This window comes from Blastopirellula marina, assembly GCF_002967715.1.
Classification (GTDB): domain Bacteria; phylum Planctomycetota; class Planctomycetia; order Pirellulales; family Pirellulaceae; genus Bremerella; species Bremerella marina_B.
On the sequence record NZ_PUIA01000069.1, the window covers coordinates 283,143 to 306,057 of the forward strand.

Below are 22,915 nucleotides of genomic sequence, written 5' to 3' on the forward strand. Positions count from 1 at the left end.
CTCTATACTAAAAGCCACCTGCCCATCCTGGCTCCCTTCTTCTTTTCCCAGCGAAACACCATCATGCGAACGCTTCTGTTGAGCTTCGTGCTCGTGCTGCTGACCTCTTCGTACCTGGCCGCGGAGAACACGCGTCCGAACGTACTGATCCTCATCGGCGATGACATCGACCGTGACTCGCTCGGCCCTTGGGGTGGTCAGGCACACACGCCCAATCTTGATCAGCTGGCCAAGGATGGGATGCGGCTCGATGACGTCTACGCGAATACTGCCATGTGTGCTCCGTTTCGCCAAGAGCTTTACAGCGGCCGCACCGTCTGGCGAACGCGGGCCATGCCCAACCACAGCAAGTCGGTCGCCGGCACCCAAAGCTTGCCCCATTACCTGCAGCCGCTGGGGTACCGCGTAGGGCTACTCGGTAAAACACATATCGGCCCCAAGGATGCCTATCCGTTCGATTACCTGGGGGACGTCAGCAAGCAGAAGGATGGCAACCCGCAGCTAGTCCAGCGGGCCAAGGCCTACATCACCGCGGCCAAGCAGGCAGGCGATCCGTTCTGCCTGGTGGTCGCTTCGCACGATGGCCACGGCCCGTTCACGACCGGCGATCCTTCCCAGTACGACAAGGAAGCCCTTGAGATGGAAGTCGACAAGATCGATACGCCAGCTTATCGCAGCGAGTACCAACTTCACCTGGCCGAAGTGACCAATCTCGATAAGCTGTTGGGCGAACTACGTGGCGTGCTGGCCGAAGAGAAATTAACCGACAACACGCTGGTGATCTTCTGCTCGGAACAAGGGAACTCGTTCCCGTTCGCCAAGTGGTCCTGCTTTAACGACGGCCTGGCCAGCGGCGTGGTGGTCGCCCTGCCTGGCACCATTCCCGCCGGCAAAAGTAGCGATCAGCTCACCTGGATCGCCGATATCACCCCGACGCTGGTCGAAGCCGTCGGCGTGAAGGCCGCGGCCGAAGACTTCGACGGCAAGAGCCAGTGGCAAAACTGGACCGGCGGCAACCAGCAGGTTCACGAGTATGCTTACGGGGCGTTCACCAACTGCAACATCATCGGCAACCGCGACCGCGTCTATCCGATCCGTTCAATCCGCGACGACCGCTTCACGCTGATCTGGTCCCCACGGCACGACGAAGAGATCACCTCGAACACCACGCTGACCGAAGCCCTGGCGTGGCTCGAATCGGAACCGAAAGATGGCAAGGCCAGCACCGCCGCGACCTGGGTTCGCAAAGCAAAACGCACTAAGACCGAAGCGGACGACCAGCTCGTTCATCGTCTGCACCATCGCCCCGAGTGGGCCCTGTACGACCGGATGACCGATCCGGAAGAACTGACCAACTTGATCGACGACCCGAAGCATGCCCAGGATGCCGAGCGTCTAAAGAAAGAACTGCAAGCCTGGCTGGCCAAGTGGAACGACGCCGACCCCGTCGCCACCGAACGCAGCTTTTTGCCCACGAACTAACGACCTCTGACATGACTAACCTACCTCGTGTAATCACCTCCTGCCTGTTTCTACTAGCCGCCGCTGCGCAGTCGCAGGCCGAGCTTCATGTGGCCAACATCTTTCAAGATCACATGGTCTTGCAGCGCGGTGTGCCCGTTAAAGTCTGGGGCAGGGCAGGCAGCGGCGAGAAGCTCTCGGTTCGCTTTGCTTCCGAAACAATCGAAACAACCGCCGACGATCGCGGCGACTGGTCGGTCACCCTCCAGCCGTTGCCGACGCGGCATCGACCGCAAACGCTGCATGTAACCGGCCAGAGCGAGTCGAAAGTGATTCGCGATATTCTTGTCGGCGAAGTGTGGCATGCCTGTGGGCAGTCGAACATGGCCATGACGGTCGGGCAGATGGCGAAACAGTTGCCTGAGATCGAGAAAGACATCGCCGCGGCCGACATCCCCATGATCCGGTTCTGTCGCATTCACGCAGGCCCACAGCGGCAACCACTCGAAGACCTCGAGTCACCGGCCAGCTGGGTCGTGTGCTCGCCGCAAACGGTGGGCGGCTTCTCAGGCGTCAGCTACTACTTTGCCCGTCAGCTGCAAAACGAACTCGTCGTGCCGATCGGCATCGTCGACACGTCACGCGGCGGAACTCCCATCGAACCGTTCATCCCCGAGGCCGCATTCACTGCGCACCCAACCCTGAAAAAGGAACGCGAGCTGGGCCATCGCGAAGACCTGGAAGCACTACGCCGCCTGCCAGGCGGAGTGTACGCTCGCGACGCGAACTGGCTACCAGGGCGGCTATTCAACTCGCGACTGGCCCCCATCATGCCTTTTCCAGCTCGGGGAGCGATCTGGTACCAAGGGGAATCGAACAGCGGCACCCAGGAAGACCCGCACGACTACGCCCACAAGATGCGAGCTCTGATCCACGGCTGGCGCGCGGCGACGAAGCAGAAGGAGATGCCATTCTACTTCGTGCAACTCCCTGGCAGTGGTGCCGGGGCAGGCTGGCCGTACCTGCGTGAAGAGCAGCGTCTGGCCGCCGACCTGCCGCACACCGGCATGGTCGTCACGCTCGACCTGGTCGGTGGCGACATTCACCCGCCGAACAAGATCGACGTCGGCCAGCGACTCGCCCGCTGGGCCCTGGCCCACGATTACCACAAACAAGTTCCCTTCAGCGGCCCGATGTTCGCTTCGCAAGAGATCGATGGCAACCGCATTGTCGTCCACTTCCAGCACGCCGACACCGGCCTGATGATCGCCCACAAACAAGGCCTGGCCGAGCCCAAAGAAACGCCGGGCGTCAAGCTAACCCACTTCGAGATCGCCGATGCCAACGGCCAGTGGCACGCCGCCGACGCCACCATCGACGGCCAAACGGTTATCGTCACCAGCGAAAAAGTCACCCAGCCGATCGCCGTAAGGTATGCCTACGAGGTCTCGCCCGAGAGCATCCCCCTCTACAACCGAGCAGGCCTGCCCACCTCGCCGTTTTGTAGCCAGGCAGAGCTTCTGAAGTACGATCCGCATCTGCCGAAGTAGCAATTGCTTCTTTCGGAACCGAACGAAGACTTCCGCTCCCTTTAACTCGAATTCGGCTAAACAAGGCCTACCATGCGTCATTTCCCAATCATCTTGCATGCTGCTCTGTTGGTCGTGATGGCCGGCTGTTCGTCCAGTTCACCTGGACAGCCCTCGCAAGGTTTAGTCGACCAACCTCCCCAGCCGAAAGTCCTTAGTGACGGCGTCCATGTGATCACACTGAATAGCAACGAGTACGCATTCCCTCCTGAACTGGAATTCGACGATGGAAATTGGATACGGGAGGAACCTCTCTGGATTGATAGGACATTTTATGGGTATTCGTACGTCCATACCCAACAGCCACGAAAAATGAGATACAAGGCTGATCACTCCATCGAGGGCACGGGTTTTATTTTCCAGGAAGGTGACCTGCAAAATGGCGAGTGGCTTGCCAATGGGAAAGAGTTTATTGAATTTCCTGATGGAACTTCACAGGAAAAGTCTTACGTTCACGGCATTGAAAATAGTCAATGGAAGTACTATCGCCAGGACGGCTCACTTGAATTCTCCATGACCATGGTAAACGGAACGGCTCATGGCTTGTGTTCCGTATTCTATAAGAACGGGCAGCTACAGGGTGTAATTGAAATGATCGAAGGTAAGAATGGCCCTATCTTGGAGCACTACGACCAGGACGGCAACGAAATGCCCACGAATGTCGCATCTCAAGATTTGTTCAAAATGCAATAGAAGAAGGCCTACCGGCTTCGCCTGGAGAAGACAAGGCGATGAATAAGGAGACGGGGGTCTTCATTGCGAAATACCCCCGCCCCTAATATTCTGCGTCCACTTATATTCTGAACCGATTCGGCTAGAAATCAGCCAGGTCGAAATCGATCGTGTTTTCACCTTCGGCAACCTCGACCACCTTGCTGTAACCGGCTCGCGTGGTCGGTTTGCTCTCTTTCCCGGTTGGCTCGGGAATGGTGAGCAGTACGGTGTGTTTGCCTGGTTGTGTTCCAGGTTTTCCGTTGGAGTACATCAAGCGGTACTCGCCGTTGGCGTCGGTATTCGCGCCGGCAGGGGCACCTCCCCCTTCTTCCGGCACAAACATGACGACGATGCCCGCCTTTGGCTGTTGTCGATCGGTGACGCGGCCCGTTACTTCTGCGAGTCCGTCACTTTGTTGACAGCCTGCCAAAGGGACCAGCAGGACGATCAACAGCAGATACGCCACCCAGTATTTCTGAGCGAACGGTTTCGATTGAGAAAGAACATTCATGTTGAACTTTCCATACCTTTCATGAGTGTTGATGGAAGAAGTCTCCACCATCGTTGGAAGTTCACACGATTAGTTCGATCCCAGAACGAGACCATCATCACGAATGGCAAGCTTAAGCAGATTACGCAGATCGGTCGTCTCGGTAACGAATCGCACCGAGCCATCCAGCAAGACGAACTGAGCACCGCCGGGATGATTCGACCGGATCGAGGTATTCTTCGCCAGCGCGTGAAAAGCGGTGCAGCTGTAGTTATTGTAAAGATGCCAGTTGACCGGTTCGCGAATCGTCGTGGTATTGTAGGCCTGAGAATTGGAGTCCGCCGTGGCACTGCCAGACGACCACATGCCGCCGGCAATATTTCCGGCGCGGCAGTCCCTCAGATTGCCACTTTCCCGCAGGGAAGAAGACTGCTCTCCGACGCAAAACGTATTGCTCGTACCGTCGGTTATTTGAGCCAACGACAACGCTTGTTGCCGTTGGGGACTGCTACCAATGCCATTGACCATGTTGACGATCGGCATCGCACCATTGAAGCTCATTCTGCCGACGCCATTTCGGCCTGGAGCCGTACTGAGGTCTGAAGGCTCCAGACCTGCCCCTGCAATGGCAACGTAACTGGCAACCTGAACGTTGATCGTCGCAGGGGCTCCGAGGGATTGCGTGCCCGAGTTGGTGCCTTGCTGTCGTGTCGGGTCAAGATCGCTCGATGGGCACAGCAGCGAACCAATGACGATGTCGTGTTTGAGTTTCCAGTTGACGTCCAAATTGCGTCCCGACCAGTCCGTTCCCGCGAAGACGGCTTGATTGGTGATGGTCGATTGTTCAAGGAAGGGGAGAATGCGAACAATCCATGACGGCTGGTGCTCGCCGGCATGGGCCGTCGTTCCCTGTGGCATGCCGCCTGGCGGAAGGACAAGATACGTATCGTGATAATTCTGGAGGGCGAGACCGATTTGCTTCAGGTTGTTACTGCACTGCATTCGACGTGCTGCCTCGCGTGCCTGTTGCACGGCCGGAAGCAACAAGGCGATAAGCACCCCAATAATGGCAATCACCACCAGCAACTCAACAAGCGTAAAGCCGTGTCGCCCAGCGCGAACTCTTGTTATTTTTCCCATCGATTCAGTGTTCCTGTCGAAAATAATAGAAGAGGAATCGCCCTGAATATCCCGAGATATCACTGGACGCAAAAAGAGAGGATTGGGTGTATTCAATATTCATTTTCAGGGTGCGTTTGTTCGAGGTTACATGACTCAAAACGCATTGTCAATTGAATCTTGGGGAGCAGTGCCACAAGAAACTCGATCTATCGGATTCGATCTTCCCGGGAAAGAAAAAGCATTCTTCCTTTTTAATTTACCTCTCATTACGGCGAGAACTTCCGCAGGTAGGCTTCCATCTCGGCCTTGGTGTTGCACCTGGTCAATCCGACCGTATCCGTGTGTTCATCCATTTCGATGGGGTAACGGGAAACGCCGTCGTCGTCGATCAGGTAGGCCATGCCATCGAGGGCGACGAACTGCATCTTGCCATCTTTGCCCCGTACCAGCGGCACGCCGCCGCTGTTGTAGTCGACCAGTTGATCATCGAGCATCTCCAACTGGGTCGCTCCTGGCGGGTAGATCCGGATGATCGCAAAGGCTAGTCGGTCGCCGTTTCCGAAGTAGCCGTAACTGGCATCGACTCGCGAATTCCCCATCGCAAAGCCGACGCCACTTTGCTGCAGCCCAACAAACGGCGCAAAGGCCGGGCTATTCATCAGCAGCGCCGCGACGGCAAGCAGCCCCGGGACCACCAACACGGCAATCAGAATAAAGAGTGTTCGCCGCATTCTCGCTTGGGCTATGCCCCCTTACTTGCTCTTCAACTCAAAGTTATGCGTCTGCGAGCCTGGTTGGACATCGAATTCCAGTTCGGTCTTCGAGTTGTACTTGGCTGGTACTTGTTCTTTCTGGAACCACACCTTGCCCGTTTCTTCGTCGCGTTTCTCGCCGCCGTTGGTGATGGTGACGCTGTTCATGCCCACGGTCGCGCCCGCCTGGCTGCCGGTGTACATCATGCGGTACTTGCCATCTTCGCCTGTCTTGCCGTAGGCAGGCCGGCCGCCGGTGGGCTGGAAGGTGATCACGGCGTGTTTCAGCGGCTCGCCATCGAGCGTGATCGTGCCGCTCACTTCACCCAGGTTATCGTACTGGCCGCCGCCACAACCGATGGCCGACATCGCCGCGACACCCAACAGCACCGCCAGCAGGCGATGCTTCAGTAACATTGCAAACATGGAATCTTATCCCTGTAAGGACCAAGATGAATGAAGAATAAGAATAGCTTCGATTCGCGCCCGGCTTAATACTCGCCGACCGGCTGGCCGTCGTTGCGTGCCCCGAGCTTCTCGTACACCGAATCGATATTAGTATCTTGCAGCGGATCGTGCTCGATCGTTTCAGGAATAAAACTGACCGACGCGTCCATCAGCATCGCCATCACGCCCCCGGGGTGGTTGCTGGAAAGGTTGCCGTTGAGTCGCCAGTTATCCGGGTGATTCGAGTTGGGGGACAAGGCCGTCGAAGCCATGCAGTCGTAACGGTGATCGCACGAGTGAGTGGTCGCCGCCGAACTGGCCCACACGGCAGCCCGGTAGTGCTGGTTGCCCAGGCGGTTGCAGCGTTCCCCCATGCCCAGCACGTTGCTGGTACCGTCGGTTATATCGGCGAACTTCAGCCCGCGACTGACGATGAACGAACCGGTTTGCGCGTCGGTGTTGTTAGCGAACAGCCCGGCATTGGTATCACGCGTGAAGTGGGCCATGGCCACGTAGTTCATCGTGGCAATGTCGTTCGCCCCGCGCGACATCGACCACCCCAAGTGCGGGTTCAATTCTTCGGTCGTGTCCGATGGGCAGCGGTAACCGGCAATCGGCGTTTGCATCAGCCGTAAGCGAGTTGGGTCCTGATATGCCTCGTCGGCATACACACCCTGCGTGATGCCCAACTGATCGTGCATCGCTTGCTGCTCGATGAACGGCAGAATCAAGGCCGACCAATTCCACGCGCTGGGGGAAGACAACACGTCCCAGGTCGCGTTGCGGCTGTAGTTCACGATGATCCCCGGCGGAAAGCTGCCGTAGGTGTCGTGATAATTGTGCACGGCCAGGCCGATCTGCTTCAGGTGGTTACTGCACTGCATCCGGCGAGCCGCCTCGCGGGCCTGCTGCACGGCAGGCAAGAGCAGGGCAATCAGCACCCCGATAATGGCGATCACAACCAACAGTTCAACCAAAGTAAACGCGCGGCGCGCTGACGTCGTAAGGAAGAGTCGCATGATGGAAACTCCTGAAGAGGGGATAGGCGGGGGCAAAGGAGTAGTAAGAAATAATTACTAGTTATGTAATAAACTAAGCCCCACCGATCAACAACTCAACATGCCTTTGCGTAAATTGAGCAGCGACAATAGGTTGCGAACGAAAATCATCGCAAAGAATCGCGATAAACTTGAGTCTGACTGCATAATCGCAAGAAGAGCCGAGCCGTGCATGTCTCAGGCCGATCGATCCGACGCAGTTTATTCGCTGTCGTCGAACACGCGTCGTTGTTGACGCTTGTTGCGGAAGAGGCCTGTCTTCGAGGTCGTGGCGTTGGCTGGCTCGGTGGCGACTTCGTAGTTCAGAAGCTGCACGGTCGTCTTCGATTTGAGCTTGCCGGCGGCGTCGTAGGCGGTCATCCACGTCCCCACCACGAAGCCTGGTACCTCGGTGCATTGCGCTTCGACGGTTTCGGTTGTCTCGTCGGCCGAGGTGGTCTTCTGCACGATGAACGCGACCGTTTTGATCTCGGTCAGCACTGGGTAAGGCTTATTCAGGGCCACCACTTCCGCCACCATCTCCTTCTGCGGGGCCTCGGCTCCTTCGGCCTTAAACGTATGCTCGCGCCGCAAGATGTACGGTGGGGTGCTCGCGTTGTAAAAGACCTTACCGGTGATCTTGGTCGGCTCGCCGAGGACTTCCATCTGCCGCACTTCGCAGTTGTACGGCTTACCTAGAATGGAAATCTTCTGTTCGCCACCCGGCGTGATCCGCACGCGCTGGCCGCTGCTTTGGCCATTGAGCCCGCTGCGGAATTCGCGAATCGGCTTCTCGAAGACCTGGCCGCTCACTTCCGACTTCGCTTCGCGCTCGAGGACAATGTAGTCTTTGCCCACTTCCTTCAAGCGAATAGTCAGGGTGGTCGTCATCGACGAAACCAGTTCCCCCTCCTTGAAGGTCTCGGTGACCTGCTTGACCTGCTTCCACGAGCCCTCGGGAAAGCTGGCCCACTCGTGATGCTGATGCGGGACGAGCAGTTCCTGCGCTTGCCCCCACATGGGCAATGTCAGCACGAACATCATGGCAACCGCTCGCAGCATCAAACCATCTCACAAAGGAATATCTATTGGGGACCTGAACAGGAAGAAGCAGCGTCTACAGAGCACGCACGCTGCTTATAGCTTATCTTGCCTAAGCTACCTTATCTTGGGTTATCTTGCATCCAAGAGTGCCGATTTAGCCTTTCAACTCTTGCTATTTTTCGGCATTTCCCATGCAATCCCCCTCATTGATACTATTTTCCGGCACTAACTTGCTCACTAGTTGCGCGTCATTTCGGGGGAACAGAGACCGCAGATCGAGCACCACTTCTTCCGCATTTTGGCTCCAGCAAGCCACCGCCGGAAACGCTTGCAAATGGGCCTGCAGCATTTCGGCCCCTTCAGGGGTCGGCTTCAACGTCACGTGTCGCGTGGGTAATTTGATGCTACCAGGCAAGACAAACGCCTCGGCCGAGGTCGTTATCGCTTCGGCAATCCAAGGGGAAACCGAAAGCTGTTCGGCCAGCCGCGTGGCTCGCAGATCGAGGTTTTCTTCCGAAGTGGAAAGCAGCGACATCACGGGAATCCGATCGTCGACCCGTTCGCCCGACTGATGAATTCGCAGCGTCACTTCCAACTCGGCCAGGCTCGCCGGCGAAGCTTGCAAGTAGTCGGCAATTGGCAGTTCCGCCAATTGAGAAACACATTCCGCTTTGCCCAGCACGATCGCACAGCCAGGGCCACCCAGCAGAAAGCCGCCGCCAACCAGCACGGCATCGGCACCGGCATTCAGTGCCTGCTTCGCACTGCAGAGGCCAAGCTCTTCGTGAATCGCATCAGGCAGCAGCCCAGCCACGCCCAGTGCCACCCAAAGACTCACGCCCGATGACTTTAGCGTACCGATCGCTTCCAGCGTTGAAGGGAAGACATCGGCACCACTGGCCGCGAAGTTGGTTTTGTCCAGCCACAGCAGATGCTCGGCATTGCCGGAAACCTCGCTGGCCAGCGCATCCAGATCGATTGCATTGCTCGACCCCACTTCCTGCACGCCCGCTTCTTCGAGCAGCTTCGGTACCGCGATCTGGTCGAAGGTCGACGACATTTGCGAGCGGGGAACCATGGTCTTCGCACCGCCAAGCGCCTGGGCCAACAGATAGACGGCTGCCTGACGGTCGCTGACGATCAGCGCGGCCTGGGCCCCGGTCATTTCGCACAGAAGCTGCTCGACGGCGAGGCGGTAGTTTTCCTGGGCACTCGCCAGGCGATAGTCATGACGCCGGGCATGGGCCTGAACGAGAATCTCTTCGGCAATCGGCCCAGCCGGAAAATCAGCCCCCAGCACCTGCCCGGTCGCATTGATCACCTCAGGCCGGCTGAGCCCGTGCTCGCCGAGTATCCAGTCCGAGATCTCGCTGGCCAGGCTCTGCAGCGAAGCATACGGCAGCGTCCGAGCTGCCTCCATGGCCATCTTCTGGTACGGCTGCAAATAGGCCTTCACCCCAGCAGCCACCGTGCTGCTGGAAACCTTATGAGCCAAATCCTTCAACGGCCTCAGTTCCATCAGCTGCGAGATCGAAGGAATACGATTAACGTTTGATTCAGACACGGGGCACCTCTGGTCAGGGTACGAAGCATACCTCTATTATGACTGCTAACCCACCCGATCTAAAACGGTGGGGAAGGAGAATTTTCATCTGAAAACGAAATGAACAAGTCCTTCAATCTGTCCCGCTTCCAGTTCACAAAACGACCATGCACTTTCATGACGATCCCCAGCCGCTCATTTCCCAGCTAGACACGGCCTGGAACGACTACCAAAGTCATTTTGATGCCAAGGTCGAACAGGCTCTTGGCACGATCGTCACCTGGCGATCTGCCACCGACGACATGTTCCCGTCGCATCCACTATTTGGACAAGCCGATACCACGCCGGTGGCAGAGCCTTGGCGTCCCTTTACCAGGCATTGGCTCAAAGAGGATGCCCCAAGCCCGCAGGACAGCCAGGCCTGGCTGCATGGATTCGACGAGTCTGGTCGCATTATCCTGTCGAGAAACCACGTCTGGGGCTACCTATCGATCTGGGGCAGCGGCTACTGCGATCGTTTGCGAATTCACGAGTCGAAGGAAGAGAAAGGGCGATTGATTTGGCGGCTTCCTCGGCAAGACCGGGTCGAATTCTCGCGATATTGGTACGACGAGAACGGCCGCATCCAATGCCTGGCCTGCTACCTTCGCGAGAACGAAACCCACTTCCGAGAACTCGAGTGGTTTGATTTCGCCGACGGCCGCTGCGTCGAGTCGATTCAGCAGGGCTATCAGATCATGACGGAACTCCCCTGGTACCAGAAAGACAAGCCGGAAAGCGAACTCCGCCAAAACTATCGACCACTCCAGGGAGACGCACTGACGAACAACCTGATTGAGACGATGTACTCACGTCGTCGCGTCGAATACAGCTACAGCCCCGACGGCGAACTGGTGAAGGCCGAAGAATTCAAGCCCGACGGGAAAGCGGTCGACGAGTTACGCTTTCACAAGCTCCCATCACGTCCGATCGAAGAGACGATCGCCGAGTTGGTGCAAACGACGGCCAATACGATTTTCAAAAGCGTCAAGAAGCGCGCAACTGCCAAGCCATATCGCGGCCTGATTCTGGTTTACTCTGCCGAACATGCCCACTGCGGCTTGCCCCACGACGTGTCGGTTCTCGGTCACGACCATCCTTGGCCGGAAGATCGCTACTACTACGAAGAGTATGCCAACGATCTCGGTGTTGAATTCAAGCGGCCGATCACCAAGCTCCTAACGGAGTACAACCAGCGTTTAAGTGCCCGCTTCACCTTCGATGATCTTGACGAAGAAACGGCACTGACCGTTTCGGTCCTCCGACAAATAGCGGAACAACTCTACAGCGACTTAGCAGGAACCAAGCACGTCACCGAAGACTTTGCGGTACTGGCCATCGACGACCACGGTGACGTCGATGGATTCGAGGTGAGTTAATGCTTGATACCGCTTAGCAGATAAGATTGCAGCCCAGACAACATCGCCCATCGCGATCCACGAGACCAACCCCCATGCTTACGCCCCACGAACCGCTCAGCACCAGCATTCTGGTCATGATGTATTTCGGCGAAGTCGTGTTCGCGGTCAGTGGTGCGCTCACCGCGGCGCGGTACCGGATGGATATCGTCGGCTATGCGATGGTCGGAACGGTGACCGGAATCGGCGGGGGAACGATTCGCGATCTACTGCTGGGCAGAACCGTCTGGTGGACCGAAGACCCAACCGAACTGCTGTTGTGCCTGACCGCCTCGCTGGCGACGTTCTTCTTCATCCGCCACGACATCTCGCACCGTAAAGAAATGATCTGGGCCGACGCACTGGGGCTGTCGGTCTTTGGCGTGGTCGGCTGTTACATCTCGCTACAGCAGGGAACCCCCTTCGTCATCGCGGTTTTCATGGGCATGATCACCGCCACCGGCGGAGGCGTCATCCGCGACGTCCTGACCAACAACGTCCCCATGATCATCTCGTGCGGGCAGCCCTACGCCACGGTCGCGCTGCTGGGTTCGCTTTGCTACGCAACACTGCGTTACCTGGAAGTGCCCGAGATCCCCTCCGAAGCCATCGCCTGCGGGGCAGCCTTCACGCTGCGAGCCTATGCGATCCTCTTTGATATCCAAACGGGCCCACCCGGCGAGTTCCTGCGGTTTGGCAAGCGACCAGAATCGAACACGAACGATGGAAGTGAAGAGCAGGGGAGTTGAGCACATCCCCCAAGCCTCATCACTCAAACACCGCCAGTTGCGGCAGATGATCACTCAAGGCGAAGGCCTGCGAATCGGCATTATTCACGCGGAACGCACCCTCGAATAGCGGGCGTGACTCTTGAACCCTTTCAGCAATCGGGCCTGCGGCCATCACGTAGTCGATGCGGCGATCTGGCGTGTCGGCTTTGATTGTCAGGCCATCTCCTTCGCCTACCTTCGTGAAAGTATCGACCCAGCCGGCATCGATCCACAGCTTGTACTCTTCGACGTCCGGCGTGTGATTCAGGTCTCCCATCAACAGCATCGAGCGGCCTGCGTTCAGGTCGTTCTGCATCGACTCGATCATCAGTGGAATCTCTCGCAGCCGCGTGTCTGGCTCGGGACTGGGATGCAGATGGGCCGAGTGCACCACCAGCGATTCACCACCCGGCAGCTTCACCGTTGCCTGCCCCCAATGCCGCGTGAACAGATCGCTCGGTCGCTCTCCCTTTACTAGCGGCACGTTCTTCGCGTCGACAATCTCGTACTTGCTTAAAAGTGTGCCTGGCCAATTGCCGCCGCTGGGGAAGCGGACGTAGTTCATCCCTAGACGTTTGGCAATTTCCTGCACGACTTCTTCCTTGGGGGATTCCGAGAAGTTGATGATATCGGGCTGATAAAGGGCCAGTTCGTGGGCGAAGCGATCCGGCATTTGCCCCAGTGCCGTCGCCTTCTTCCCCAGTTCCCGATCCTTCGGCCAGCCGGTGCATTCGTACACGTTGTAAGCAATCACCCGCAGCGGCTGCTTCGCCGAGTCGGCGGCAAACAAACGGCTCACACCGCTGGTCGCCAACATAACGCCAGCGGCAGACGAGAACTGCAACATCTTGCGACGGGTAATCGATGGCTTCGAAGGCTGGCTGGTCATGGTGTCTACTCTCTTACGCATGGTTTGGGATTCCTGGCCAAATTCTAAAGAGCAGGGCGGGTGAATGAAACCAAATTCTGAGTGTTGGTTCACACGGCCAAACAAGGTCGAACGCCTCTTGGAAAAACTTGGGAAAAATTTTCCGCAGATACTATACAAGTGTTCACTCATCTTGCTACACTGACCTCCTGCATGGGAACACTTCCCCAAACACTACGAGTTCCCCCCAATGTCTTCACCCAGCGCACAACCGAACGACCACGGATCGTTCTCGCCAGAGAACCTTCCGCAGGCCTTCGTGCGCGCGGGGAAGGTTTATCTCTGTTCGTCGTGCGGAACACTCGTCGAACTGCCGGCCGACGTGGTGGGGAAGCTGGGCTGGGCGGAACAGCAGTTGCCCAAGCAACCCTCTGCCGAAGATGGCACCACCGGCGAAGCGTCCTCCCAAGGATGCGTCCGCGTGATGCCTGACTTCAGTTTCCCCGTACGAACCCAAGCGCCGCCTGCGGCGACCCAACAACGACCCAAACGGCCGCCGCAACCCCAACGTCCCCAGAAGCCGACACTTCCCACATGGGCCGGCAAAGCAGTCGACGGAATCCCCGTCCCCACCGGCAAACAGCTTGATCAGGCCTTCAAGTGGATCACGTATCACCTGAAGGTGATCGACCGCCAAGAGAGCGAATTCAAGCGGCTGAAGAAGCTACTGAAAACCGAACGACGCAAAACCGAATCAACCATCCGGGCACCACGCCCAAATCCGCTTGGGCGTGCGAGTGGAGCCACCACAGCAGACCCGCGCAAACCATCCGTTCAACCCATCGAAGAGCACGCCCAAGCGGACTTGGGCGTGGCCCCCGGGGTGTTGTCGGGAATATCATCCGAAGCCAGCGAGCGCGGACCACCGTAACTCGTCAGCCCCAACCGGGCGACCGTTCATAGCCAGGGGCGGCAGCCCCTGAAAAGTGTTTCCATAGAAACATCCTAAGCCCTGAAAGGGCGGCCGAAATGCTGCGCGCACACTACGGCACATCACTGGCAATCTTCAGGGTGCCACACCCAAGTCTGCTTGGGCGTGCGTTCGCTGCGCGCTTTCGGCTCGCCGAAGTACCGCATCGGAACCTGCATCCTGTCAGGGGGATGGTCCCCGCAAAGCCAGCGAATAAGATGGCAAGCCTGCTCTGGCCATGGAATCATTCGCTCTCATCACCCCAGACAAGGTAACCCCATGTCGGTCGAATCCTTTTTGACGCACGTGAAAGCCCCTTCACCAATGTTTCATTGCTATGAATGTGGCGACCGATCCGAATCACTTGCCCTGATCGCTCCGTTGTCACACACGTTGGGGCCACCTGCGGACCTGACCGCGATCCAACTTCTGCAAGAGTATCTCGGCCCCCAGGCCGATGCGTTTGTCGACCTCTATTCCGAGCACGATGGTTTCACTTTATACCGAGACCGCCAAGGGGACGCGGAGGGACTGCGTTTCTTCCCAGTCGAGCAGTGGGAGCGTCTCACCCAATCGATGAAGGAGTCGTTCTCGGCCATGGGCTTCGAGCCTGAAGAGTGGCCGGAAGCGGCCGTCGATTCCTTGGCATTCGGCGAAATCCCTCATTCCGGCAACTTCTTGACGGTGAAGATTTCCGGTTCGAAACGGGGCCAGGTTTTCTACGCCGACCACGATGACTTCACGGAAGAGGCATTCGCCAAGTCGCTCAGCGAATTTCTGGCTCGAATCGTCGAGGATCCGGCTCAATTCCTCTACGATGCCGGCTGTTACACGCGTTACAGCGATGGCTCCACGTCCGCTCAGTGGATTCCCAAGCAGTTTGAAGCAAGGTGAATGGATAAGTTACAAGCGTTATCGGCCTGTGAAAGCCTCGGTGCGCGCACGAAAAACCGCCCTGCGGAGAGTCAGGGCGGTTTCCGGGAATTGGCTGGTGGGCCGCTTGCTTAGAACTTGGCGCGTTCCAGGTCTAAGAAGTCGCTGACCGTTTGTGGCGGGCCTGGCTCCGGTTCGGAATACATCCAGTCGAACCAACCGGGCTCTTCCTGTTTCTGTTTACCGCGATAACCGCCGTTATAGCTGTATCGCTCCTTCTTCTTGTGATCGTCGGCGTCGTTGAACGGATTCATGTAATCCGCCGTCTTGTAGAAGAAGTTCTTCGTGTTCGTGTTGATTTTGGAAAGCGTGCTGGGACCGCTCGACTTCTTTTTAGGAGACGAACTCATCCAGCTCATGGGGTTGTACCACTCGGCGGAAGCAATCGTCGGTACGGAAACCACACATACGCAAACGAGTGTCCAGATGACCAATTGTTTGTTACGAATCATTTCTCCGACTCCCTCAGTAGAAATTTGGCAGGGGCGGATAGTGTCAAGTTCCGTGGGCCGTGTCTAGATCAATTCAACAATTTTTTACCCAGGTGCCAGCACGCATGCCGATTGTTCCCCCAACCGATATTACGTAGAGTGACTGCACCTTTGGAATTGAATAGGAAGCATTGATGTCAACGAAATCACCCCGCGTGGGTTTTCTGGGTGCTGGCCAGATGGCCCTGGCCATGGCCCATGGCTTTGTCGCTCGTGGGGGCGTGCCGGCAGCGAACATCCTCGCCGCCGACCCCTATCCCGCCGCACGAACTCGTTTCGAGCAAGAGATTTCCGGTGCCAAGACCACCGACGACAACCAGGCCGTGATCGACCAGAGCGATGTCGTCATTCTTGCGGTCAAACCGCAGATGATGGCCGAAGCCGCCCAGTCGCTGACCCAGGTGCCAGCTAAGTGCCTGCTGATCTCGATTGCGGCCGGAATCACCCTAAAGCGGCTAAACTCGCTATTTTCCACCCAACGGATCATCCGCGTGATGCCCAACACGCCGTGCCTGGTGGGTCTTTCAGCTTGCGCATTTTCCGCAAATGATGGCTTCGCCCCACAGGACTTCGAGCTCACACAAAGCCTGCTCGAATCGACCGGCATGGCCTTCCAGGTACCGGAAAAGCTGCTGGATGCCGTCACCGGGCTCTCAGGCAGCGGGCCTGCGTTTGTCTACATGATGATCGAAGCGATGAGCGATGCCGGCGTCCGGCAGGGCTTGCCGCGATCGGTCGCGCTGCAGCTGGCAGCACAAACCGTAAAGGGTGCTGCGGAAATGGTTTTGGCGACCGGGCAGCATCCGGCGGCCCTGAAAGATAATGTCACCAGTCCCGGCGGAACGACGATCGCGGGCGTGCACGAGCTCGAAAAACAGGGCTTCCGCGGGGCGGTGATCGACGCAATTTCGGCTGCGGCGGCGCGTTCTCGAGAATTAGGGCAGGATTGACAACGCAAACCGCCGATGCCAGTAATATAATGAAATGGTTAAAGAGACTGCCTGTATGAAAAGGAGTCGCCCATGAGTTCGCTCTTTTGCATCATCGACGACAAGCACGTACCGATCTATCGCATCTTATGGATCTCAGACGTACCACACTTCTGTGGTGAGGACGATTGCCAATGCGAAGGCCGGTATGAAGTTCGCCTGGAACAAGGCGAATCCCTGTGGACCAATCGCGAAGAACGCGATGAAGTCCTGAAGGTTCTCGAAAAATGGCATACCGGGGACGACCTGGATGCCGGGGGCCCCGACTCCGAGAACTGGTCTTAAACTTAACGGATTACCCAGGCCATATGTGCCATAGAAAAAGGACCTGACCGCTAACCGGCCAGGTCCTTATTTATCAGAGATCAGCGTCTTTCCCGGATCCTTCCACCAGGCAGCGAAGCAGACTACTTTTTGGCAGCCTTCTTCTTGGCGGCCTTTTTCTTAGGTGCAGCGGTGCTCGCCTTCTTGCCGCTCGTTTTCGCAGCGGCCTTGCTCGTCGACTTCTTGGTGGTGGACTTCTTTTTGGCAGGGGCGGCACCGAAAGCCGACTCCCAACCGGAAGAATACTTTTCGGTGGAACCCACGCGAATGATAGACACGGTAAAAACCTCCTAGGAACTGCTGATGCCTGAGCCAATGTCAGGCTTGTGAATCATTGTGTTAGTTAAAAACGTTTTTGGTCGATTGGTCAAGGACTAACCTTTTAGCGATTAGTCCGAACCTAGCCGATTAGCGCTGCAGCTTCTTGTACTTGAACCGATGCGGTTCATCCGCGCTAACCCCCAAACGTTCCTTGCGTTGACGCTCGTAGGTATCGAAGTTCCCTTCGCACCAGTGAACGTAACCATCCCCTTCAAAGGCCAGGATATGCGTTGCAATACGATCCAAGAACCAGCGATCGTGGCTCGTCACAACAACGCAGCCGGCGTAGTTCAAAATGGCTTCCTCGAGCGCTCTGAGCGTATCAACGTCCAAGTCGTTCGTCGGTTCGTCCAACAGCAGGACGTTCGAACCGCGACGCAGAAGCGTGGCCAGGTGGACGCGGTTGCGTTCACCGCCGGAAAGGACACCGACTTTCTTTTCCTGATCGGGGCCTTTGAAATTGAAGCGGGAAACATAGGCCCGGGCGTTGATCTTCCGCTTGCCCAGTTCGATCGTATCGTGGCCGCCGCTGATCTCTTGGAAGACGGTCTTCTCCGGATCCAACGCATCGCGCGACTGATCGACGTAACCGAGTTCGACCGTATCGCCGATGACAATCTCGCCTGCGTCAGGCGATTCCTGACCGGTCAGCATGCGGAACAAAGTTGTCTTGCCGGCACCGTTAGGACCGATGATGCCGACGATACCGCCAGGGGGCAGACGGAAGTTGAGGTCTTCGACCAGCAGCCGATCGCCATACCCTTTGTTGACGCTTTTGACTTCGATGACCAGGTCGCCCAGGCGTTTGCCCGAGGGGATCTGGATTTCAAATTCGTCGGGCTGGTCATCATACTGTTCGGAGACCAGCTTTTCGTAGGCGTTGATACGTGCCTTACCCTTGGACTGCTTCGCCTTGGCGGAAGAGCGAATCCATTCCAGTTCCTTGGCCAGGGTCTTTTGGCGAGCTTCGCTTTGCTTCTCTTCGACGGCCAGACGCTTCTGTTTCTGTTCCAGCCACGACGAGTAGTTCCCCTCGAAAGGAATGCCTTTGCCGCGGTCGAGTTCCAGAATCCAGCCGGCGACGTTATCCAGGAAGTAACGATCGTGGGTCACGGCGACGATCGTGCCGGGGTAATCGGCCAGGTGGTGTTCGAGCCACAGAATCGATTCGGCGTCCAAGTGGTTCGTCGGTTCGTCCAGCAGCAGCAGGTCAGGCTTGCGAAGCAGCAGTTGGCACAAAGCCACACGGCGGCGTTCACCACCAGACAGGTTCGTGACGCCAGATTCCGGCTCGGGAAGGTTCATCGCGCTCATGGCGATTTCGATCTCGCGATCGAGTTCCCAGCTGTTGGTCGCTTCGATCTTGTCCTGCAAGGTCGCCATCTCTTCGTAGAGGGCGTTCATCTCGTCTTCAGGCAGATCTTCCCCCAGTTTGCCGGTGATTTCGTTGAAGCGATCGAGCAAACCACGGCGCTGGGCGACCGCTTCCTCGACGTTTTCGAGGACATTCTTGCTTTCGTCGAGCTTTGGCTCCTGAGGCAAATAGCCCACCGTAAACCCATCACTAAGACGGGCTTCTCCGTCAAATTCCTTGTCGATCCCGGCCATAATCTTGAGCAGGGTCGATTTACCGGCCCCATTTCGACCAAGAACGCCAATTTTTGCCCCTGGATAGAATGCTAGCCAGACTTCCTTTAGTATCTCGCGAGGACCAATCTTCTTGGTCAACTGTTCCATCTGGAAGATGTATTTCTTGCTCATTGAAATCGCCTAATCCCGATTTATGGGAAAGTTACTAGTCCTTGCGCTTTACCGTACTATTAAGCTTCTGCGATGCCTTATGCAAAACATGGCACCACAAACCGTTTTTCGCCGGAAAATAATCTACCATCAGCTAGTTTTTAATGCTTGCAAGCTGGTGATTCTCTGGTACGATCCGAAGTGTTGGAAGCACACTCCAACGCTCACTAATCTCATATCTTTTCGGTACGAAAAGAATTCGGTTTCGAGGATTTCCATCCCCTTCCTCGCCCCGCCAAAACTGAATTTGAATCGCACCTTCCCGATCAACAGCGTGGCTAGTCCCCCTAGCCACGCTTTTTTCGTTTCTTGCCGTCATCTACCGGGAAGCTTATTCCCACTCGATCGTCGCGGGGGGCTTGGTGCTGATGTCGTAGCACACCCGATTCACCCCTTTGACCTCGTTAATAATACGAGTCGAGATGCGAGCCAGGACCTCGTAGGGGAGGTCGCTCCAGGTAGCCGTCATGAAGTCGTCGGTATCGACGCAGCGAACGCACACGGCGTTGTCGTACGTGCGGGCATCTCCCATCACGCCAACGCTTTGCACCGGCAGCAGCACCGCGAAGCACTGCGAGGTCGAACGATACAGGTTAGCCGACTTGATCTCGTTAACCACAATCGCGTCTGCTTCTCGCAGCACGGCCAATTTTTCCTCGGTCACTTCGCCCAGGCAACGCACCGCCAAGCCAGGGCCTGGGAACGGATGCCGCCAGACGATATCTTCCGGCAGCCCCAGTTCGATCCCCAGCTTGCGGACTTCGTCTTTAAACAAGTCACGCAGCGGCTCGACCAGATCGAAGCCCAGTTCCTTCGGCAGACCGCCCACGTTGTGGTGCAGTTTGATCACCGCGGCCGGGCCGTCTTGAGCGGCACCACTTTCGATCACGTCGGGATAAAGCGTCCCTTGCGCCAGGAACTTGGCGTCTTTGATCTTGGTCGCTTCTTCCTTGAAGCACTCGATGAATTCGTAGCCGATGATCTTCCGCTTTTCCTGCGGCTCGGTCACGCCAGCCAGCTTCGTCAGGAAACGCTCTTTCGCGTTCACCACGTGCAAGTCGGTCTTGAAGTGCGAGGAAAACTCGGAGATTACCGCACCCTCTTCGTCTTTCCGCAAAAGGCCATTATCGACCAGAATGCAGGACAATTGATCGCCAATCGCCCGGTAGAGCAGGGCGGCCACCACCGACGAATCGACCCCGCCAGACAGGCCGCAAATGACGCGGGCATCCCCCACTTCTTCGCGAATGCGGGCAATTGTTTCGCGGGCAAAGTCACCCAGCTTCCACGTTCCTTCGCAGCCGCAGATGGTGATCACGAAGTTACGCAAGATCTGGCTACCCAGCGGCGTGTGGGTGACTTCGGGATGGAACTGAATGCCGTACTGCTTGTGCTCGACGTGACGCATCGCGGCCACGGGGCACGTACGGGTCGAAGCCAATGGGCGAAACAAACCGCTGATCTGCTCGACCTGGTCGCCATGGCTCATCCAGACGTCAGTTTCGTCAGGCAGACCGGCTAGCAGGTCTTTGGCGTCGTTGATTTTGATGTGGGCGTGGCCGTACTCGCGGGCCGAGGCGTTACGAACTTTGCCGCCAAACCGATCGCACATCAGCTGCATGCCGTAGCAGATGCCCAGGATCGGAATGTCGAGGTCAAAGATCTCGGGATCGCACTTCGGAGCGTCCGCTTCGTATACGCTGGAAGGCCCGCCTGAGAGGATGATTCCCTTAGGAGCCAGTTCCTTGATCCGCTCGGCAGTAATATCGTGCCGCACGATTTCGCAGTAGACGTGCTGTTCCCGCACGCGGCGAGCGATCAACTGGGCGTACTGCGACCCAAAGTCGAGCACCAGCACGCGTTCCGAGTAGATGTCGTTGGCCGGAGGGGAACTGACGGAGGCGGTATCAGGCATGGTTTCCGTCCGTGATCGTCAGGCAAATGGGCCTGACCGGGAAATGAAAAATCCCGCCAAACTATCGGGCGGGACATGGAAACGGGCGATTATATCGCGACTTTGGCAGCCGTCCAACCGTCTCGTAACCCGTTTGGGGTGAACTCGCGGGAAACCTTGCCCTTAGTTTGGGAAGTTTTAAGTGTTCCGTTTTCAGTAAGGGGAACCATGGTAATCAGCAGGCCAGAATCCGCCCGTTCGGGTGGGGTTTGTGGTATGATGCTTGGGCAGGACGATCAACCGGACATCTACACAACCATAGGCGTATCCATGCAGCAATATCGAAAGTGGGCCGCTCGGGGACGGATGGTCGTTTGGGGACTGCTTGCCCTGGCGGTCTTCTACTTTAACGTTCGGCTGTATGGCACCTCTCCGCTGGTGAAAGAAGTCGACCAGGTGCCGCCTGAGTTGGTAGCTCAGCTTGCCGCCAGTCGGGCAGCGCTCGATGCAGGCAGTGCCTCGCAGATGCAAGAACATTTCCCGGAAGGCTTCTACTTCAGCTATCTCTTTCATGGCCTGACGTGGGTCGAACTGGCAATGCGTGATCCGACTTATACAGACCAGGCCACCGACGAGGCCAAACTCTGTTTGGACAAACTCAATTCCGCACAGGGGCGTCGGCCATTCCCGGTTCAATTGCCGCCGGGGCATGGCATGTTCTACTGTGCTTGGAAAAGCTCGTTGCGGGCTGGCTTAGTCATGGTCCAACAGGGAAGCGACGTCGATCAACTCGCGTTGCTTCAAAACGAATGCGATGCGATTGCCGAGGCGATCGAAACTTCTCAGACACCATTTCTAGCGTCTTACTATGGATCGGCCTGGCCGTGTGATACGGTGCCGGCAATTCATGCGATGCGCGTTTACGATCATGTGACTGGCGAAAATCGGTACGATGAAACCATCGACCACTGGCTTCGCGAAGCCAGCCAGCGACTCGATCCCGAAACTAGTTTATTGCCTCACACGGCGGAATTACCGAGTGGCCAGGCAGTCGGGGTCGCTCGGGCAACTTCGCAAATGATTATGCTCCGCCTGCTGCCCGACATCGAACCGGCGTTCGCCAAACAGCAGTACGAAATCTTTCGCGAGCGTTTCCAGACGACGTTACTGGGTGCCCCATGCTTACTTGAGTATCCCACCGGTATCTCCGGCAGCGGAGATGTCGACAGCGGACCGCTGATCTTCGGACGAAGTTTATCGGCCACCGTGTTGATGATGGGTATCGCCCAGATCTATGGCGATCATTCGGTAGCCGATGCGATTGCCGTTACAGGCGAAGCGGTCGGCCTGCCGTGGACCACTCATGGGCAAAAGCAATACGCCGGAGGCATTCTCCCCATCGGCGACCTCATGGTGACCTACGCCCATGTTGCCCGCCCTTGGATTGCGAAGCAGGAACACTACCCAGAGTCTATGCACCATGTCTCGGCCTGGTGGCGTTGGTCCATCCACGCGGTGTCGACGATTGTCTTGCTGCCAGCGGTCGTGTACCTGGTATGCTGGCGAATGCGTTCCGCGAAAGGGACTAACGTTGAAGAATGAATGCCTAAGTTCGACGACCAATAGGCCGCTTATTCCCCAGAAAGCTAGGTGCCTTGCCCACGTCCGCATGGGTATGCGAAGCGTCGAATGACGGAGCCCGGGTCAACAAAGTATCACGATAAAAGTTCAGCCGTATGACGCAAGACAAGGGTGTAAGACAGGCCCACGAAGACGTGAGCCTGGCACCCTGGCTCCCGATAAGAAAAACTCACCCTGCTACAAAGAACAAGCTACCATGCGTGGGAAGATGTGGTTCGGGGGACGGTTACATTCATGCGTTATAATTTAGCGCCGGGGAATCGCATACGGAAGATTGGT

22 protein-coding genes are annotated in these 22,915 nt (G+C 57.0%); 10 read left to right on the top strand and 12 right to left on the bottom strand.

Going from position 1 to position 22,915, the window contains the following annotated elements:
* Positions 1 to 63: 63 nt before the first annotated feature.
* The 3 genes from C5Y96_RS21570 to C5Y96_RS21580 all read left to right on the top strand — a co-directional run bounded on the left by C5Y96_RS21570 (position 64) and on the right by C5Y96_RS21580 (position 3,743).
* On the top strand, positions 64 to 1,482 hold the full coding sequence (locus tag C5Y96_RS21570) for a sulfatase-like hydrolase/transferase (RefSeq protein ID WP_105357705.1): 1,419 nt from the start codon (positions 64 to 66) through the stop codon (positions 1,480 to 1,482).
* 11 nt (positions 1,483 to 1,493) lie between these two features.
* Positions 1,494 to 3,011, top strand: coding sequence for a sialate O-acetylesterase (locus C5Y96_RS21575; protein WP_233199045.1), 1,518 nt, complete (start codon positions 1,494 to 1,496; stop codon positions 3,009 to 3,011).
* Between the two features lie 72 nt (positions 3,012 to 3,083).
* Positions 3,084 to 3,743 (top strand): toxin-antitoxin system YwqK family antitoxin, encoded by a 660-nt coding sequence (locus C5Y96_RS21580; RefSeq protein ID WP_105357706.1) that lies wholly within the window; start codon positions 3,084 to 3,086, stop codon positions 3,741 to 3,743.
* A gap of 121 nt (positions 3,744 to 3,864) precedes the next feature.
* Here the strand turns inward: C5Y96_RS21580 and C5Y96_RS21585 are convergent, their stop codons facing one another.
* The 7 genes from C5Y96_RS21585 to C5Y96_RS21615 form a co-directional block, all read right to left on the bottom strand.
* Positions 3,865 to 4,275, bottom strand: a complete 411-nt coding sequence (locus tag C5Y96_RS21585; RefSeq protein ID WP_105357707.1) for a carboxypeptidase-like regulatory domain-containing protein — start codon at positions 4,273 to 4,275, stop codon at positions 3,865 to 3,867.
* Positions 4,276 to 4,344: 69 nt separating this feature from the next.
* Positions 4,345 to 5,394, bottom strand: coding sequence for a DUF1559 domain-containing protein (locus C5Y96_RS21590; RefSeq protein WP_105357708.1), 1,050 nt, complete (start codon positions 5,392 to 5,394; stop codon positions 4,345 to 4,347).
* Between the two features lie 248 nt (positions 5,395 to 5,642).
* A complete protein-coding gene (locus C5Y96_RS21595; RefSeq protein ID WP_105357709.1) occupies positions 5,643 to 6,107 on the bottom strand; it encodes a hypothetical protein in 465 nt (154 codons plus the stop codon).
* A 21-nt stretch (positions 6,108 to 6,128) separates the two neighbouring features.
* Complete coding sequence (locus tag C5Y96_RS21600) at positions 6,129 to 6,554, bottom strand: hypothetical protein (RefSeq protein WP_105357711.1); 426 nt, start codon at positions 6,552 to 6,554, stop codon at positions 6,129 to 6,131.
* Positions 6,555 to 6,619: 65 nt separating this feature from the next.
* Positions 6,620 to 7,594 (bottom strand): DUF1559 domain-containing protein, encoded by a 975-nt coding sequence (locus C5Y96_RS21605; protein WP_105357713.1) that lies wholly within the window; start codon positions 7,592 to 7,594, stop codon positions 6,620 to 6,622.
* 240 nt (positions 7,595 to 7,834) lie between these two features.
* On the bottom strand, positions 7,835 to 8,674 hold the full coding sequence (locus C5Y96_RS21610) for a hypothetical protein (protein ID WP_105357716.1): 840 nt from the start codon (positions 8,672 to 8,674) through the stop codon (positions 7,835 to 7,837).
* 154 nt (positions 8,675 to 8,828) lie between these two features.
* Positions 8,829 to 10,220, bottom strand: a complete 1,392-nt coding sequence (locus C5Y96_RS21615; protein ID WP_105357719.1) for a hypothetical protein — start codon at positions 10,218 to 10,220, stop codon at positions 8,829 to 8,831.
* A gap of 146 nt (positions 10,221 to 10,366) precedes the next feature.
* On the opposite strand from C5Y96_RS21615, the gene C5Y96_RS21620 reads away from it, so the two are divergent.
* Positions 10,367 to 11,617 (top strand): hypothetical protein, encoded by a 1,251-nt coding sequence (locus C5Y96_RS21620; RefSeq protein WP_105357722.1) that lies wholly within the window; start codon positions 10,367 to 10,369, stop codon positions 11,615 to 11,617.
* A 74-nt stretch (positions 11,618 to 11,691) separates the two neighbouring features.
* Positions 11,692 to 12,384, top strand: a complete 693-nt coding sequence (locus C5Y96_RS21625; RefSeq protein ID WP_105357724.1) for a trimeric intracellular cation channel family protein — start codon at positions 11,692 to 11,694, stop codon at positions 12,382 to 12,384.
* A gap of 19 nt (positions 12,385 to 12,403) precedes the next feature.
* Here C5Y96_RS21625 and C5Y96_RS21630 read toward each other — a convergent pair whose 3' ends face one another.
* The gene (locus C5Y96_RS21630; protein ID WP_233199046.1) at positions 12,404 to 13,315 is read right to left on the bottom strand and encodes an endonuclease/exonuclease/phosphatase family protein; all 912 of its coding nucleotides are present in this window, start codon (positions 13,313 to 13,315) and stop codon (positions 12,404 to 12,406) included.
* A 208-nt stretch (positions 13,316 to 13,523) separates the two neighbouring features.
* Between C5Y96_RS21630 and C5Y96_RS21635 the strand changes: the two genes are divergently transcribed.
* Both C5Y96_RS21635 and C5Y96_RS21640 read left to right on the top strand, forming a co-directional pair.
* The gene (locus C5Y96_RS21635) at positions 13,524 to 14,204 is read left to right on the top strand and encodes a hypothetical protein (RefSeq protein ID WP_105357727.1); all 681 of its coding nucleotides are present in this window, start codon (positions 13,524 to 13,526) and stop codon (positions 14,202 to 14,204) included.
* A 318-nt stretch (positions 14,205 to 14,522) separates the two neighbouring features.
* Complete coding sequence (locus C5Y96_RS21640) at positions 14,523 to 15,137, top strand: SMI1/KNR4 family protein (RefSeq protein ID WP_105357730.1); 615 nt, start codon at positions 14,523 to 14,525, stop codon at positions 15,135 to 15,137.
* A gap of 110 nt (positions 15,138 to 15,247) precedes the next feature.
* Here C5Y96_RS21640 and C5Y96_RS21645 read toward each other — a convergent pair whose 3' ends face one another.
* Positions 15,248 to 15,628 (bottom strand): hypothetical protein, encoded by a 381-nt coding sequence (locus tag C5Y96_RS21645; protein WP_105357733.1) that lies wholly within the window; start codon positions 15,626 to 15,628, stop codon positions 15,248 to 15,250.
* A gap of 173 nt (positions 15,629 to 15,801) precedes the next feature.
* Between C5Y96_RS21645 and proC the strand changes: the two genes are divergently transcribed.
* Together proC and C5Y96_RS21655 are read left to right on the top strand one after the other, a co-directional pair.
* Entirely contained in the window at positions 15,802 to 16,617 is an 816-nt protein-coding gene (gene proC, locus C5Y96_RS21650) for a pyrroline-5-carboxylate reductase (RefSeq protein ID WP_105357735.1), read from the top strand.
* Between the two features lie 72 nt (positions 16,618 to 16,689).
* A complete protein-coding gene (locus C5Y96_RS21655) occupies positions 16,690 to 16,941 on the top strand; it encodes a hypothetical protein (protein ID WP_105357738.1) in 252 nt (83 codons plus the stop codon).
* A 122-nt stretch (positions 16,942 to 17,063) separates the two neighbouring features.
* Here the strand turns inward: C5Y96_RS21655 and C5Y96_RS21660 are convergent, their stop codons facing one another.
* The 3 genes from C5Y96_RS21660 to guaA all read right to left on the bottom strand — a co-directional run bounded on the left by C5Y96_RS21660 (position 17,064) and on the right by guaA (position 21,016).
* Positions 17,064 to 17,258: a hypothetical protein gene (locus tag C5Y96_RS21660; RefSeq protein ID WP_105357740.1), complete on the bottom strand. Its 195-nt coding sequence runs from the start codon at positions 17,256 to 17,258 to the stop codon at positions 17,064 to 17,066.
* 130 nt (positions 17,259 to 17,388) lie between these two features.
* Positions 17,389 to 19,062 (bottom strand): energy-dependent translational throttle protein EttA, encoded by a 1,674-nt coding sequence (ettA, locus tag C5Y96_RS21665; RefSeq protein WP_105357741.1) that lies wholly within the window; start codon positions 19,060 to 19,062, stop codon positions 17,389 to 17,391.
* 370 nt (positions 19,063 to 19,432) lie between these two features.
* On the bottom strand, positions 19,433 to 21,016 hold the full coding sequence (guaA, locus tag C5Y96_RS21675) for a glutamine-hydrolyzing GMP synthase (RefSeq protein ID WP_105357743.1): 1,584 nt from the start codon (positions 21,014 to 21,016) through the stop codon (positions 19,433 to 19,435).
* 309 nt (positions 21,017 to 21,325) lie between these two features.
* On the opposite strand from guaA, the gene C5Y96_RS21680 reads away from it, so the two are divergent.
* A complete protein-coding gene (locus C5Y96_RS21680) occupies positions 21,326 to 22,597 on the top strand; it encodes a hypothetical protein (protein WP_146115760.1) in 1,272 nt (423 codons plus the stop codon).
* The last annotated feature ends 318 nt before the right edge of the window (positions 22,598 to 22,915 follow it).

Coding starts and splice junctions, on each gene's coding strand:
- C5Y96_RS21630 (WP_233199046.1), bottom strand. CDS start 13,315: ATGCGTAAGAGAGTAGACACCATGACCAGCCAGCCTTCGAAGCCATCG.
- guaA (WP_105357743.1), bottom strand. CDS start 21,016: ATGCCTGATACCGCCTCCGTCAGTTCCCCTCCGGCCAACGACATCTAC.
- C5Y96_RS21595 (WP_105357709.1), bottom strand. CDS start 6,107: ATGCGGCGAACACTCTTTATTCTGATTGCCGTGTTGGTGGTCCCGGGG.
- proC (WP_105357735.1), top strand. CDS start 15,802: ATGTCAACGAAATCACCCCGCGTGGGTTTTCTGGGTGCTGGCCAGATG.
- C5Y96_RS21620 (WP_105357722.1), top strand. CDS start 10,367: ATGCACTTTCATGACGATCCCCAGCCGCTCATTTCCCAGCTAGACACG.
- C5Y96_RS21575 (WP_233199045.1), top strand. CDS start 1,494: ATGACTAACCTACCTCGTGTAATCACCTCCTGCCTGTTTCTACTAGCC.
- C5Y96_RS21590 (WP_105357708.1), bottom strand. CDS start 5,394: ATGGGAAAAATAACAAGAGTTCGCGCTGGGCGACACGGCTTTACGCTT.
- C5Y96_RS21680 (WP_146115760.1), top strand. CDS start 21,326: ATGCAGCAATATCGAAAGTGGGCCGCTCGGGGACGGATGGTCGTTTGG.
- ettA (WP_105357741.1), bottom strand. CDS start 19,062: ATGAGCAAGAAATACATCTTCCAGATGGAACAGTTGACCAAGAAGATT.
- C5Y96_RS21570 (WP_105357705.1), top strand. CDS start 64: ATGCGAACGCTTCTGTTGAGCTTCGTGCTCGTGCTGCTGACCTCTTCG.
- C5Y96_RS21605 (WP_105357713.1), bottom strand. CDS start 7,594: ATGCGACTCTTCCTTACGACGTCAGCGCGCCGCGCGTTTACTTTGGTT.
- C5Y96_RS21600 (WP_105357711.1), bottom strand. CDS start 6,554: ATGTTTGCAATGTTACTGAAGCATCGCCTGCTGGCGGTGCTGTTGGGT.
- C5Y96_RS21655 (WP_105357738.1), top strand. CDS start 16,690: ATGAGTTCGCTCTTTTGCATCATCGACGACAAGCACGTACCGATCTAT.
- C5Y96_RS21580 (WP_105357706.1), top strand. CDS start 3,084: ATGCGTCATTTCCCAATCATCTTGCATGCTGCTCTGTTGGTCGTGATG.
- C5Y96_RS21625 (WP_105357724.1), top strand. CDS start 11,692: ATGCTTACGCCCCACGAACCGCTCAGCACCAGCATTCTGGTCATGATG.
- C5Y96_RS21610 (WP_105357716.1), bottom strand. CDS start 8,674: ATGCTGCGAGCGGTTGCCATGATGTTCGTGCTGACATTGCCCATGTGG.
- C5Y96_RS21645 (WP_105357733.1), bottom strand. CDS start 15,628: ATGATTCGTAACAAACAATTGGTCATCTGGACACTCGTTTGCGTATGT.
- C5Y96_RS21640 (WP_105357730.1), top strand. CDS start 14,523: ATGTCGGTCGAATCCTTTTTGACGCACGTGAAAGCCCCTTCACCAATG.
- C5Y96_RS21635 (WP_105357727.1), top strand. CDS start 13,524: ATGTCTTCACCCAGCGCACAACCGAACGACCACGGATCGTTCTCGCCA.
- C5Y96_RS21585 (WP_105357707.1), bottom strand. CDS start 4,275: ATGAATGTTCTTTCTCAATCGAAACCGTTCGCTCAGAAATACTGGGTG.